The sequence below is a fragment of the Paenibacillus sp. FSL W8-1187 genome (genome assembly GCF_037965485.1).
In the GTDB taxonomy this organism is placed as follows: Bacteria; Bacillota; Bacilli; order Paenibacillales; family Paenibacillaceae; genus Paenibacillus_O; species Paenibacillus_O pasadenensis.
Map to the genome: position 1 here is coordinate 3,596,885 of NZ_CP150181.1, position 14,062 is coordinate 3,610,946.

At 60.1% G+C, this 14,062-nt stretch carries 9 protein-coding genes; 3 read left to right on the forward strand and 6 right to left on the reverse strand.

Annotated features, from left to right (window positions below):
• The first annotated feature begins 103 nt into the window (after nucleotides 1–103).
• Nucleotides 104–1,105, forward strand: a complete 1,002-nt coding sequence (gene gap / locus NYE40_RS15630) for a type I glyceraldehyde-3-phosphate dehydrogenase (RefSeq protein WP_153783875.1) — start codon at nucleotides 104–106, stop codon at nucleotides 1,103–1,105.
• A 996-nt stretch (nucleotides 1,106–2,101) separates the two neighbouring features.
• Here the strand turns inward: gap and NYE40_RS15635 are convergent.
• The 5 genes from NYE40_RS15635 to NYE40_RS15655 form a co-directional block, all read right to left on the reverse strand.
• Complete coding sequence (locus NYE40_RS15635) at nucleotides 2,102–2,860, reverse strand: DUF429 domain-containing protein (protein WP_153783876.1); 759 nt, start codon at nucleotides 2,858–2,860, stop codon at nucleotides 2,102–2,104.
• 182 nt (nucleotides 2,861–3,042) lie between these two features.
• Entirely contained in the window at nucleotides 3,043–5,814 is a 2,772-nt protein-coding gene (locus tag NYE40_RS15640; protein WP_153783877.1) for a ComEC/Rec2 family competence protein, read from the reverse strand.
• A 770-nt stretch (nucleotides 5,815–6,584) separates the two neighbouring features.
• Complete coding sequence (locus NYE40_RS15645) at nucleotides 6,585–7,127, reverse strand: dCMP deaminase family protein (RefSeq protein WP_228551582.1); 543 nt, start codon at nucleotides 7,125–7,127, stop codon at nucleotides 6,585–6,587.
• Between the two features lie 82 nt (nucleotides 7,128–7,209).
• On the reverse strand, nucleotides 7,210–8,523 hold the full coding sequence (locus NYE40_RS15650; RefSeq protein ID WP_028597146.1) for a homocysteine synthase: 1,314 nt from the start codon (nucleotides 8,521–8,523) through the stop codon (nucleotides 7,210–7,212).
• Between the two features lie 54 nt (nucleotides 8,524–8,577).
• Nucleotides 8,578–9,402 (reverse strand): ComEA family DNA-binding protein, encoded by an 825-nt coding sequence (locus NYE40_RS15655; protein WP_219623307.1) that lies wholly within the window; start codon nucleotides 9,400–9,402, stop codon nucleotides 8,578–8,580.
• Between the two features lie 245 nt (nucleotides 9,403–9,647).
• On the opposite strand from NYE40_RS15655, the gene comER reads away from it, so the two are divergent.
• Complete coding sequence (gene comER / locus NYE40_RS15660; protein ID WP_101807820.1) at nucleotides 9,648–10,487, forward strand: late competence protein ComER; 840 nt, start codon at nucleotides 9,648–9,650, stop codon at nucleotides 10,485–10,487.
• Between the two features lie 282 nt (nucleotides 10,488–10,769).
• A complete protein-coding gene (locus tag NYE40_RS15665; RefSeq protein WP_101807821.1) occupies nucleotides 10,770–11,498 on the forward strand; it encodes a hypothetical protein in 729 nt (242 codons plus the stop codon).
• Between the two features lie 87 nt (nucleotides 11,499–11,585).
• Here the strand turns inward: NYE40_RS15665 and leuS are convergent, their stop codons facing one another.
• Nucleotides 11,586–14,027: a leucine--tRNA ligase gene (gene leuS / locus NYE40_RS15670; RefSeq protein WP_101807822.1), complete on the reverse strand. Its 2,442-nt coding sequence runs from the start codon at nucleotides 14,025–14,027 to the stop codon at nucleotides 11,586–11,588.
• Nucleotides 14,028–14,062 lie beyond the last annotated feature (35 nt).

Genomic DNA, 14,062 nt, shown 5'->3' on the forward strand with positions numbered 1-14,062 from the left:
ATAGTTAGATCCTTCATTTATAACATTGTAGCATAAAAGTCAATTGATATAATAAAAATGCTTTAGTGACGAGGTTTTTATTATGAGAAGGGAAGGTGTAGGTATGGATGTCAACATCGCGATAAATGGATTTGGTAGGATCGGAAGGCTTGCATTCCGACAGCTTTTCAACGAGAAAGGGTATCGAGTTGCGGCCATCAATGACCTTACAAGCCCCCAAATGCTTGCACATTTGTTGAAATATGATACTACACAGGGGCATTATAACAAAGTCATTCGCTACAATGAGAATAGCTTAATCGTGGACGATGTGACTATTCCAATCTATGCCGAAAAAGACCCCGGCCAACTTCCATGGAAAGAGCTGCAAATTGACGTGGTTCTGGAATGTACAGGCTTTTTTGCATCAAAAGCGGCGGCGGCGGCACATATTAATGCGGGCGCAAGAAAGGTATTGATATCCACCACTGCGGGAAAAGATGTTTCCACTATTGTTTACGGCATCAATGAGCACACTTTGACCAAAGATGATACCATTATTTCGGCTGCGTCTTGCACCACGAACTGCCTGGCTCCGATGGCATATTTCTTGAACGAGCTTGCACCTATCAAAAAAGGATTCATGACAACAATACACGCCTATACAAATGACCAGAATACCCTTGATGGCCCCCATCCTAAAGCTGATTTGCGCCGAGCGCGATCTGCGGCCGGAAACATCATTCCCACTACAACAGGAGCGGCAAAGGCTATTGGACAGGTCATTCCAGCATTAAACGGTAAATTGGATGGAACATCTCAAAGGGTGCCGGTTATGGCAGGCTCACTCACCGAATTGACTGCGGTAGTGGACGGCTCTGTAACAATAGAACAAGTCAATCGGAAGATGAAGCAATCCGAGTCTGAACAATATGGATATACAGATGAACCGATTGTATCATCAGATATAATTGGAATGAATTATGGTGGATTGTTTGATGCCACACAAACGAAAGTAACGGAGTTAGGCTCTGATACACTGGTAAAAATAGCGGCATGGTATGACAATGAGAATTCTTTTACCAGTCAAATGGTTCGCACCGCGAAGTATCTTGCGAAATTATAACTTGTATAGGACGTGAATTCATATTCAAATTCGGTTTTATTTTGAACTATAATTCTCATTGCAGAGAATTTGACGAGTCTGGACCAGCTGTTCCATGTCCCGGCGTTTGAGGTCATCGCGCTGCCAACCAGGCGTAGTTCTCTTCTCCGCCGTAACCGGATGAGCGTTTTCGGCAGGGTGCCGAGCGTAGCTTTAACCTGCTCCAGATGAAGTTTCAAGCATCTCGTTTCCGTCGGACTCTGGTGCAAGGTGTGAGAATGAACTGCTTTTCCGTACCGATCTGAACGTTGTAGCCCGGCTTGAACTGGCCATTTCGCATGCCTCGGCCTTCACCTGGATAGGCATTTGCAAAATTCACGACACGAACGAGGTAATTTTCGGGGGTGTCCTCGGACAAATCCACGGGCAGGAAAAGCTGGTCCATGGTCTATCGGATGTACAAAAAAAATCTTCCTTTTTGGCCGACGCTTGGGTGGTACCTGCAAAATATTTTAACCATTAAAAGAGCCATTCCGGATTCGGATGGTTCTTTGGATTCTATCGTTCAAATATTAGCTTAACGTTCGGCTCAAAGACTTTATGCGTTAAAGCTCCGGTTCAAGAGCACAATGCGTTTCAATGTACTTTTGAGGTATACTCATTTCTTGGTTGTTTTGTCCCCATCAATGGTCACTTTTTGCCCGTCGATATATTGGACAACGGACTCAAAGGGTGCCTTTAGATTTGCAGGCAATAGTACTGGATAGCGTTCAGAGTGCTCATATAATGCTACTCGATGATCTGTTTCAATATCATCTTCATCATTAGACCACGAATCCAGTATTCGCTTATGAAAGGTAACCCCTGAGCTAATTTTTGAATAGGCGATGCAATCTTCGCGAATTAGTTTTCAAATTTTATATAGTGACATATTCAAATAATTTGCAGCTTCTTTCATTGTAAAACCTTGATCAAACCAATACCGTGCATCCTTTTCACCTCGACTGACACGACCGATCAAAAGTGTCCCTCCCCTAGAACATGAATACCAGCAACAAAGCCTCTCCTTTTTTCAGGATGATTCGGTTTGTGTGGAACCAATCGTAGTGATGATGGTTGGTTATGAAGCAAGTATCCAATTGTCGCGCAGATAAAAGCATCTATGATGCCGTCTTGATTGGAGCCTTCAAACTTTCCAAGCAGAAATCCATCTTCGCGGGCGCCAAAATAAAAGCTCCGCCATTCATCCCATATCCATTTTCGTTTTAATATGACGGAACTTTTATCAATGATTTCATTTCCCTGCTTGTCTTTCTTTGACAGTACCTTGTAGGACTTAATGGCTTGGATCAACTGGCTGTTACCAGATGCGGTAGCGAATTGGGCCAGGCAGTAGCGGGGGATAATTTCAAGAATGTCCCCGTTAAATCCGCATTGCCGGAGCTCTTCAGCAAGACGGTATCCTCGAATGGCCACCCCTTGCAGTGAATTGCTTGAAGCCACATACTCGCGTTTATATCCATTGCAAAAAAGAGCTTCTCGCAACAAGAGCTCACAATCTCTCATCCCATTTTCTTCGTCAATAGCATACGAGAGCGGCGCGTCTATCACGATATTTTTCACATCGTTTTTAGGATCTAAACAATAAACTACAATCTCTTCTAGTGTCTGCATTTTAGGGTATTCTTCATCAAATTCATTCGACTGTGAATCAAGATCAATCAAAGCCATCCATGTATTCTTTGCCCCAGCAATATCAACGCCTACGGTTTTCATATTTATTCCCTCCTATGCATGCACAGCCTTTAGGCAATTATCGGTGTATTATTACAACAGCTTAACCATTCAGACGCTTTTTTTAAATCCGTTAATCACTAAAGAAAGTTACATCCATTTACTGATGGCTTACAGCCCGATTGTTGCTTGGATTTGCTCCCTCTTGGATGAGATCAAGCATTTCAGCTCCGCTGCCCTATCGCCTCCCCTTCGTCCCGCAGCAGCCTCATCTCCATCTCTCCGTCTCGATGGATCCGAAACTCGATCTCCCCGCTGTGGTCCGTGCGCAGCGGCTGCGAGCCGGCGCGCCTAAGCCGCTCCAGCACCTCTTCCGCCGGATGGCCGTACCGGTTGCCGAGGCCCGCGGACAGCACCGCCATCGACGGACGCCAAGCGGCCAGCCAAGCCGGCGACGTGGAATGCTTGCTGCCGTGATGCCCCGCCTTGAGCACGTCGATCGGGCCTGCGAGCCCGTGCTCTCGCGCCTCTGCGAGCACGTTTGGCTCGCTGACGCTGCCGAGATCGCCTGTCAGCAGGAACGTCCGCCCCGAAATCGTCAGCAGCAGCACGACGCTGCGCTCGTTCTGCTCCTCCTGCGGCTGCAGGGCATCCTGCTCGTCCGGCCACAGCATGTCCAGCCTCGTCTCGCCGTCGAGCTGCCAGGACTGTCCGCTCTGAGCGCCGTAGAGCGGGATGCGGAGCTCCATCGCCTTTCGCAGAAACGGCGGCGGCTCGCCTGCGGCGTCGAGGCTGCCGTTCCAAAGCAGCCGCCGCACGGGCAGGCTGTCGACGACGGCCTCCAGGCCGCCGATATGATCCTGGTCGAGATGCGTCGCGACGAGCAGGTCGATGCGGTCGACGCCGCGCTTCATCAGCAGCGGCACGAGCAGCTTGCGGCCGATCTCATATGGATCGCGCCTTTCGCGCCAGGCTTCCTTTTGAAATGAGATCGTCCCGCCGCCGTCGATCAGCATCGTTTTGCCCGAAGCGGTGCGGATCAGGATCGAATCGCCTTGGCCGACGTTCAGAAAGGACACGGTCGCGGAGCGCCCGCTCCAGTCCGGATGGGCGGCATGCAGCAGCAGGAGGAGCAGCGCCGCTCCCGCTGCGGCCGCTGCTGCGAGCGAGCGGAGACGGGGCGAGCGGCTTCGCGCATAGGCGAGAACAGCCTCGAGGCGATGCATTCGCGGGCCGAGTCCTCCAGCGGAGGCCGCTCTCGCTGGCGCTGCCGTCGCCAGGACGCCAAGCGGCTGCGTGTCGTCTTCCCCGGCCTCGGCGGCGGCGGCCGCTTCGTTTTGCCGGAGTGCTTTCCAACGAGCCAGGCCCAGCAGCAGCCCGAACGCCGCCCCGTAGTAGGCGCCGATCCACCAGAGCGGAGGCGTCGCCCACACCGTCGCTCCCGGCCGCCAGCCGCCCATCCCGGAGATGAGCCGGAACGTCCATTCGTTGCCGACAGCGGAAGCGGACGCGATCCATTGCGCGAGCCCCGGCCACAGCGGATCAAGCAGCATCGCCGCCGCGCCGGCCGGCATGATGAGGAAGCTGATGAACGGCACGAGCAGCAGGTTGGCGGGCAGCGACAGCAGATGGAGCTGGTTGAAATAGAAGATCGTCACGGGAAAGGAAGCCGCCTGCGCGACGATCGTGACGACGACGGCATCGTAGACGAAGCGCGACCGGCCGCGCGGACGGGGCCAGACGCGCTGCGCGGCCGGCACGCCGAGGATGAGCCCGGCGGTGACGATGTAGCTGAGCTGGAAGCTGACGCTTTCGATCAGCCGCGGCTCCCAAAGAAGCAGCAGCACCGCGGAGGCGGCCAGCAGATGCAGCCCGTCCTTGAGCTTGCCGGCGCGGGCGGCGGCGAGGCCGAGCAGCGCCATCAAGCCGGCGCGCAGGATCGACGGCGACGCGCCGGTCAGCAGCACATAGGGCGGCACGGCGAGCATGAGCAGCAGCAGGATGCGCTCTCGCGACAGCCGGAGCAGGCGCAGCATGCCGCCGAGCAAGCCGAGCATGACCGCCACATGCATGCCCGATACGGCCATGATGTGCGTCAGGCCGAGCCGGGCGAAGCGGCGGTACAGCTCCGGGTCCGTCTCGTCCTGGTCGCCGAGGACGAGCGCCTGCATGTATCCGGCCTGGTCCGCCGGATACAGCCGAGCCAGCGCGCCGCCGAGCGACGCGCGGGCCGCGTCCATGCGGCCGAGCAGCGCGGCGGCGCTCCAGGGGCGGCCGGGCGCGGCTTCGACCGCGTCCGCGCCCTGCACCTGCAGCAGCCAGGCGATGCCCTGGCTGCGCAGGTAGCGGCGGTAGTCGAAGCCGCCGCGATTGGCCGGCGGAGCCGGCACCTCCAGCGTGCCGCGCAGCCGCACGCTGTCCCCGCGCCGCCAGCTTCGGGCGGCGGCAAGCTCGTGCTCGTGCAGCAGCTTCACGCGCACGAGCAAAGTCTCGCGCAGCGGCGCCGCCTGCTGCGCGTCCCCCGCGCGGAGGCGATGCGCCTCCACGCGCAGCTGCGCCACGTCGCCGTCGATCCGGATCGGCGACGCGATCGTCCCGGCCGCCTCGGCGCGCAGCTCCGGCGGCTCCAGCTGCGCCGCGGCGGCGGCGTATTCGGCGGCAAGCGCGGTCACGGACCGCGCCTCCGCCCACTGCCGCTCGCCTGCGGCAAGCGCATAGGCCGCCAGGCAAGCGGCGGCCAGCCCGGGCCTGGCCTGACCGGCGAGCGCCAGCGCCGCCAGGACCAGGCCGAGCCCGAGCCCGGCGGCGAGCATGCCGCCGGGGGACGCATACGCGGCCGCCGAGCTGCCCGCGACGAAGCAGACGGCCGCCCACACGAGCGGCCGCCCGTCCAGCCAGCCTTTTATCCGCCGATGCGGCTCGATCGGCCAGCCTTCTCTTTGCCGGAGCGGCTCGGCCGCCACTCCCCGCTGCTGCCGCATCGAAGGCTCGATCATCCGGCTTCACCTCCTCATATCCATTCAAGCGTGGTTCATCGCGAATCTCCTTAACGGATACAGTTGGCGTTAGAAACACCCGTCACTGCGAAACGCGTGTTCAAACCCAGTTGCTCGGTTTTTCCGCGCAACTCTGGCGCGAGGGCTCCTGTTCGAGCCCCGTTGCTCGGTTTTTCCGCGCAGCTCCGCCGCGAAGGCCCCTGTTCGAGCCTAGTTGCTCGGTTTTTCCGCGCAACTCTGACGCGAGGGCTCCTGTTCGAGCCTAGTTGCTCGGTTTTTCCGCGCAGCTCCGACGCGAGGGCTCCTGTTCGAACCCCGTTGCTCGGTTTTTCCGCGCAACTCCGACGCGAGGGCTCCTGTTCGAACCCCATTGCTCGGTTTTTCCGCGCAACTCCGCCGCTCGGCATTGGAGCCGCTCGCTAAAGTCCCTTTTCGCAACGAAAAAAGCACCTCCTGGCCATCGCGAACACGCGATGCTCCAGGAGGTGCTTCCTCCTTGCAACCATTCTTCAACCTCGTCCTTGCCGCCTATCGGGTCGTTCCAAGCCGGCTGCTCCGTCGAGGAGTCGCTCGTCCGTCCACTTCCGTGCTCGTCCGAGCCACCCGAACCAGTTCGTCCCAGAGACTCGCCTGCTCTGGCCCGTCCTTCTCCAGCCCGCCTTCTGCCAACCAGCAGACGCTGCTCCGGCCGATCTTCTCCAGTCGTCCTCATCCACCAAGCAGCCGCCCTTGCTCCAGCCGCCTCCATCACCCGGCAGCCGTCCGGCTGCTCAGTCGACCACCGCCGCGCCCGCCTGCGGAGGAGGCGCATAGCCGTCCAGCCGGCGGAACACGATGCCCTTCTGCGCCATCAGATGCTCCACCTTGGCCGCATCCTTCGGGTAGCCCCGGTGGAACACGATCTCCACGATGCCGCTGTTGGCGAGCATGTTCGCGCACGTCCAGCACGGCTGGTCCGTCACGTACACCGTCGAGCCCTCGCGGTCGATCCGGTCGGTGAACAGCAGCAGGTTCTGCTCGGCATGGATCGTGCGGATGCAGCGCTGCTTCTTGACCATCTCCGGCTCGCCGGCGACGCCCTCGCGCTGCTCCCACTCCTCGACGATCATGCAGCCCGCCTCCGAGCAGTCGGCGACGCCCATCGGCGCGCCGTTGTACGCCGTGCCGAGCAGCTTCTTGCCCTGCACGAGCAGCGCGCCGACATGCCGCCGCGGGCAGCGGGAGCGGGTCGAGACCATATAGGCGATGTCCATGAAATACGTATCCCAGTCCTTGCGGACCTCTTCTTGCTGTCCTGGCATCCGATCGGGCATCGAAGCCCCTCCTCCCTGTCGAATCCTGTCTGAAGCCATTATACCGGATTCGAAAGGAAAGTCATACGGCTGCCGGCCGCCTTCAGCTCGCCGATCCGGCCGCTACGGCCTGGCTCGCCAGGATCGCCTGCTCCAGGTCATGCAGGATGTCGTCGATATGCTCCGTGCCGACCGACAGCCGGATCAGGCCTGGCGTCACGCCGGAGCTCAGCTGCTCGTCCGGCGACAGCTGCTGGTGCGTCGTGCTCGCCGGATGGATGATGAGCGACTTGGAATCGCCGACGTTGGCCAGATGCGAGAACAGCTGGACGGAATTGATGAGCGCCTTGCCGGCCTCGACGCCGCCCTTGATCTCGAACGTCAGGATCGCGCCTTGGCCGCGCGGCAGGTACTTCTGCGCCAGCCCATGCGACGGGTGGCTCTCCAGGCCGGCGTAGCTGACGGAGGCGACGGCGTCGTTCCCCTCAAGCCAGCGCGCGACCGCGAGCGCGTTCGTGCTGTGCCGCTCCAGCCGCAGGTGGAGCGTCTCCAGTCCTTGCAGCAGCAGGAAGGAGTTGAAAGGAGAAATCGCCGCGCCGATGTCGCGCAGCAGCTGCACGCGGGCTTTGATGATGTAGGCGATCGGGCCGACCGCATCGGTGTACACGAGGCCGTGGTAGCTCGGATCCGGCTGCGTCAGGCCCGGGAACTTGTCGTTCTGCGTCCAGTCGAACTTGCCGCTGTCGACGATGATGCCGCCGATCGACGTGCCGTGGCCGCCGATGAACTTGGTCGCGGAGTGCACGACGATGTCGGCGCCGAAGTCGATCGGACGGAGCAGGTACGGGCTCGGGAACGTGTTGTCCACGATGAGCGGGATGCCGTTCTCATGCGCGATCGCGGCGACCGCCTCGATATCCAGCACGTCCCCGCGCGGGTTGCCGATCGTCTCGCCGAAGACGGCCTTCGTCTTGTCCGTGATCGCGGCGCGGAAGTTTTCCGGATCGGAGCTGTCGACGAACTTGACCGTGATGCCGAGCTTCGGCAGCGTGTGCGCGAACAGGTTGTACGTGCCGCCGTACAGGCTGGAGGAGCTGACGATCTCGTCGCCCGCGGAGGCGATGTTGAGGATGGAGAACGTGATCGCGGAGGAGCCCGAGGCGACCGCAAGCGCGGCCGCGCCGCCTTCGAGGGCGGCGACGCGCTTCTCGAACACGTCGCTCGTCGGGTTCATGATGCGCGTGTAGATGTTGCCGAACTGCTTGAGACCGAACAGGTCTGCGGCATGCTCCGTGCTCTCGAAGCCGTAGGACGTCGTCTGGTAGATCGGCACCGCGCGGGACTGCGTCGTCGGATCGATTTCCTGCCCGCCGTGTACGGCCAGCGTTTCCGGGGCCGGCTTGCGTTGTTCTGCCATATTCATTCTCCTCCTATATCGGTAAGATTAATTGGTTTCGTCCTGTCCATCTTCTCACATCCGATGGGAGACCACAACAAGATTTTTCCACTTCTCGAGCAGCTTCGGGCCGATCCCCTTGACCCGCTCGACATCCTCCACGCTGGCAAAAGGTCCGTTGCGCTCGCGGTCGTCCACGATCGCCTTCGCTTTGGCGGGACCGACGCCGGGCAAGCCGTCCAGCTCCTCGGCCGTCGCCCGGTTCAGGTCGAGGCGGCCGTCCGCCGCATAGCCGCCGGCAGGCGCGGACGCGCCTCCTTGGCCGCTGCCGGAATCAGCGGCCGCCCCCTCGCCTGCGCCCGCCGCTCCGCCTCCCGTTCCCTCACTTGCTCCTGCCGCTCCGCCCCCCGTTCCCTCGCCTCCACCTCCCGCCCCTGCACCTGCTCCTGCCGCTCCGCTTCCCGCTCCTGCACCCGCGGCTCCGCCGGCCGCTCCCGCCGTTCCGCCCTGCCCCGCTGCAGAGACCGCGCCGCTCGAAGCGCTCTGATCCGCGCCTCGCTCCGTTCCGGATGCAGCCTGCTCCTGCTGGCTGCTCCCCGCTCCATCCTTCGTTTTCCCGCTCCCGGCATTGTCCCCGTCACCAATTCCTGTTTTCCCGCTCCCGGCACCGCCCCCGTCACTCGTTCCCGCCTGCCCGCTCTTCGCTTCCTGCCCGCTCTCCCCCGCAGCGGCCGTCAGCGCCGCCGAATCCCCTGCGGCGGCGTCCAGCCGGATCCAGCCGGACGGCTCCGCCTCCCGAGCCGGCTGCAGGCCGAGCGCGAGCAGCAGACAGCCCGTCGCCGCCAGCACGCCGATGCCCGCCTTCTTCCACCCTTGCCTCCCTTTCATCCGATCGTCCATGCCCCTCATCCTTCCTTGTTTTCATGTTTTTCCAAAATCCGACGTTCGTTTCGACATGTTGGCCGGGCCTCGCCGCATACAGTAATAGCGATTCGCCATCCGTCCGCCCAGCGGCTCCCGGATGGCCTGACGGAATCGGCGGAATTCCCGCGCAAGCGGCAATTTCCCAGCCGGTTCCATGCGAGGCGCCCTGCCAAGCCAGGCCGGTACAGAGCGCGCCTCAGCCCGCTAGGAGGGATTCATTCATGAAGGTGGGTTTCATCGGTACCGGCAGCATGGGCAGCCTGCTCGTGGACGCCTTAGTCCGTTCGGGAGCCCTTGAGGCATCCGATGTCGTCGTCGCCAACCGCACCCAAGCCAAAGCGGAGCGGCTCGCCGCCGCCTATCCCGGCATGACCGCCGCCGCGAGCAACCGCGACTTGATCCTGCAATGCGACTGCGCGTTCCTCTGCATCAAGCCGTCCGAATTCAAGACGGTGCTGCAGGAGCTGCGCCCGTGGGCGCGGGAGGATCAGATCGTCGTCTCGATCACGAGCCCGATCCTCATCCAGCAGCTCGAGGACCAGCTCCCCTGCCGCATCGCCAAAGTCATTCCCAGCATTACGAGCGGCGTCCTGAGCGGCGTCTCGCTCTGCATGTTCGGCAGCCGCATGACCGTGCCCGACTGCTGCCTGCTCGAAGGACTGCTCTCCCATATCAGCGAGCCGCTGCTCATCGACGAGCAGTACACGCGCGTCGTGTCCGACCTGTCCAGCTGCGGGCCGGCGTTCATGGCGTTCCTCGCGCAGCGGCTCGTCGACGCCGCGGTCGAAGTGACCGGCATCGACCCCGACGAGGCGGTCGCCATTACGAGCGCCATGCTGCTCGGCACCGGCAAGCTGCTCACCGAAGGCGGCATGACGCCGAAGGAGCTGATCCAGCGCGTCTCCGTGCCGGGCGGCATCACCCAGCAGGGGCTGCAGCTGCTGCGCCAGGAAACCGACGGCGTGTTCCAGAAGCTGATCCGCACGACGCATGACAAGTACCGCGAGGATCTCGAGAAGGTGCAAGCCGCCCTATACGGCGAAGAGGTGAACGGTCCCTGACCGCTTCATAAGAAGCGGACTCAGGGTCCGTTCACCTCTCCGGGATGCTTTCCTCAGGAAAGATCAAGCCCCCTCGGGGGCTTTTTTTTCATCATAGCATAATTCAGCCCTTATGATGTATTTCTGACACAAAAAATCAATACATTCCATCAGCATTTTTTACTCTTATAATAATAAAGATTTATTTTAATAAGGATATATAGTTCTATGTACATGATTCTATAGACCTAATTCGACAAATGAAGTAATATTATTACAAAACATTCGAAGGGAAGTTAAACGATGTCGGTTTTACTGATGATTGTCGGTTTCATTTCTTTCATTGTCTTTTTGACAATGGGGATTGTAGGGAAAGTTCGCAAAAGCTCTACTTTTAAGAAGCATTTGATTTTCGCTGCTTCTGGATTCATTGTCTTCTTTATTAGTACAATCATGATTCCCGAGTCTCAACCAAAAGTCGCGTCCCAGGATTCTCTTGTTCCTGCCGTCATGGAAAGTCCTGAACCGTCAGACGATTCAGTCTCTACGCCAAAAGAAGAAACTGCTTCCCCTATTCCTGAAAAGACCGAAGCAAAGCCAGCTTCGACTCCTAATGTAGAGACAGCTGCGAACTGGAAGGATGAACTATTCCAAATCGCTGATATCTCAGGAACAAAAACAGAACGAGCTGACGCGGCCGAGGCATTGGCCCGTACATATAAGCCTACTCAAGATGAACTGCTCGAATTTTCTGGATTTATTTTACAGGAATATTCAGACAAGACCTATCTGACCAAGAAAGATGATGATGAATATATGTTATCAAATATATTCCGAGCAGTCGTCCTAGAACGTTTCATGGATGACGCCGAGAATCTGCCGTTAGATTCCTTTGCTTTTGATTTTTATCAGAATACCAAATATGTCTATCGTGGTGTTGATGCCGTAGACAGTGAATCCGTTTTAGCTAATGAACACCAAATGAACAAAGCCATTCTTAAGATTGAAGCTTCCCTTTCGTCAACAAACTGATATCGAGTTAGAAAAAGGCCCGTCGTCCAACTGGACGACGGGCCTTTCTTTCTCCATGAGGGTGAAACGCTCCAAGCCCCAGCCGATTCAGTTCGCCACGATGTTGACGAGCTTGCCCTTGACGGCGACGACCTTGCGCACCGTCTTGCCGGCGATCAGCTCCGCCACGCGCGGCAGCTCCTTGGCGACGCGCTCCATCTCGGCCGTATCCATATCGGCGGCGATCGAGACGCGCTCGGCGATCTTGCCGTTCACCTGCACGACGATCTCGACCTCCTGGTCGACCGTCCACTGCTCGTCGAACTCCGGCCAGGCGACGTAGCTGATCGAGCCTTCGCGGCCGAGCTTTTCCCACAGCTCCTCCGCGATATGCGGGGCGAGCGGCGACAGCAGCTGCACGAAGTTCTCCATCGACCGGCGCGGCAGCGTCTCCGCCTTGTACGCCTCGTTGACCCAGATCATCAGCTGGCTGATCGCCGTGTTGAAGCGCAGGTTCTCGAAGTCGTCCGACACCTTCTTGATCGAGCGGTGCCAGACGCGGTTGTACGCGTCGCTGCCGGCCTCTTCCGTGATGCGCGGGTTCAGCTCGCCGCCCTCGCCCACGAACAGGCGCCAGACGCGGCTCAGGAAGCGGTGCATGCCCTCGACGCCGCTCTCGTTCCACGGCTTGGTCGCCTCCAGCGGCCCCATGAACATCTCGTACAGGCGCAGCGTGTCGGCGCCGTACTGGCTGACGATGTCGTCCGGGTTGATGACGTTGCCGCGCGACTTGGACATCTTCTCGTTGTTCGTGCCGAGGATCATGCCCTGGTTGACCAGCTTGTGGAAAGGCTCCTTGGTGTCGACGGCGCCGATGTCGTACAGCACCTTATGCCAGAAGCGCGCGTACAGCAGGTGGAGCACCGCATGCTCCGCGCCGCCGATATACAGGTCGACCGGCATCCACTCGCGCTGCTTCTCCTTGGAGACGAGCTCCTTGTCGTTGTGCGGGTCGATGAAGCGCAGGTAGTACCAGCAGCTGCCGGCCCACTGCGGCATCGTGTTCGTCTCGCGGCGAGCCGGCAGGCCGGTCTCCGGATCGGTCGTGTTGACCCAGTCCGTCACGTTCGCCAGCGGCGACTCGCCCGTGCCCGACGGCTTGATCGCGTCGACATCCGGCAGCAGCAGCGGCAGCTGGTCCTCCGGCACCGGCTTCATGCTGCCGTCCTCCAGATGGAGGATCGGGATCGGCTCGCCCCAGTAGCGCTGGCGGCTGAACAGCCAGTCTCGCAGCCGGTACGTCGTCTTGCCGCGGCCCTTGCCGGTCTCCTCGAGGCGTGCGATCATCGCGGCGATCGCCTCGGCGTTGGACTTGCCGTCCAGGAACTCCGAGTTCACATGCGGGCCGTCGCCGGCAAAAGCCTCCTGCTCGATATCGCCGCCCTGCACGACCTCGACGATCGGCAGGCCGAACTGCTTGGCGAACTCCCAGTCGCGCTGGTCGTGGCCCGGCACCGCCATGATCGCGCCCGTGCCGTAGCCGGCGAGCACGTAGTCGGCGATCCAGACCGGCACCTTCGCGCCGCTCACCGGATTGATCGCGTACGCGCCGGTGAATACGCCGGACTTTTCCTTCGCCAGGTCGGTCCGCTCCAGATCGCTCTTGCGGGCGGCCGCCTCGCGGTAGGCCGCCACGGCGGCGCGCTGCTCCTCGCTGGCGATGACGTCGACGAGCTCATGCTCCGGCGCCAGCACGCAGTACGTCGCGCCGAACAGCGTGTCCGGACGCGTCGTGAACACGTGGATCTCGGCGTCCGAGCCGTCCACCGCGAACGCGACCTCCGCGCCGACGGACTTGCCGATCCAGTTGCGCTGCATGTCCTTGATGCTCTCCGACCAGTCGAGCTCCTCCAGATCCTCGAGCAGCCGCTCGGCGTACTCGGTGATCTTCAGCACCCACTGGCGCATCGGCTTGCGCACGACCGGATGGTTGCCGCGCTCCGACAAGCCGTTGATGACCTCCTCGTTGGCCAGCACCGTGCCGAGCGCCTCGCACCAGTTGACCGGGATCTCGGCGACATAGGCGAGGCCCTTCTTGTACAGCTGGATGAAGATCCACTGCGTCCACTTGTAGTAGTCCGGATCGGTCGTGCTGATCTCGCGGTCCCAGTCGTAGGAGAAGCCGAGCGACTTGATCTGGCGGCGGAAGTTGTTGATGTTCTTGACCGTGATGTCGCGCGGATGCTCGCCCGTGTCGAGCGCATGCTGCTCCGCCGGCAGGCCGAACGCGTCCCAGCCCATCGGATGCAGCACGTTATAGCCTTTCATCCGCTTGTAGCGGGAGACGATGTCGGTCGCCGTGTAGCCCTCGGGATGGCCGACATGCAGGCCGGCGCCGGACGGATACGGGAACATGTCGAGCGCGTAGAACTTCGGCTTGCCCGGCTCCTCGGTCGTGGCGAACGTCTTATGCTCATCCCAGTACTGCTGCCATTTCGGCTCCAGCTGCTGGGGGTTGTAGCCCTGGCTGTGGTTGCGGTCTTGACTCATCGTTATGGCCTCCTGTTCGAGTTGAAGCGGTGCGG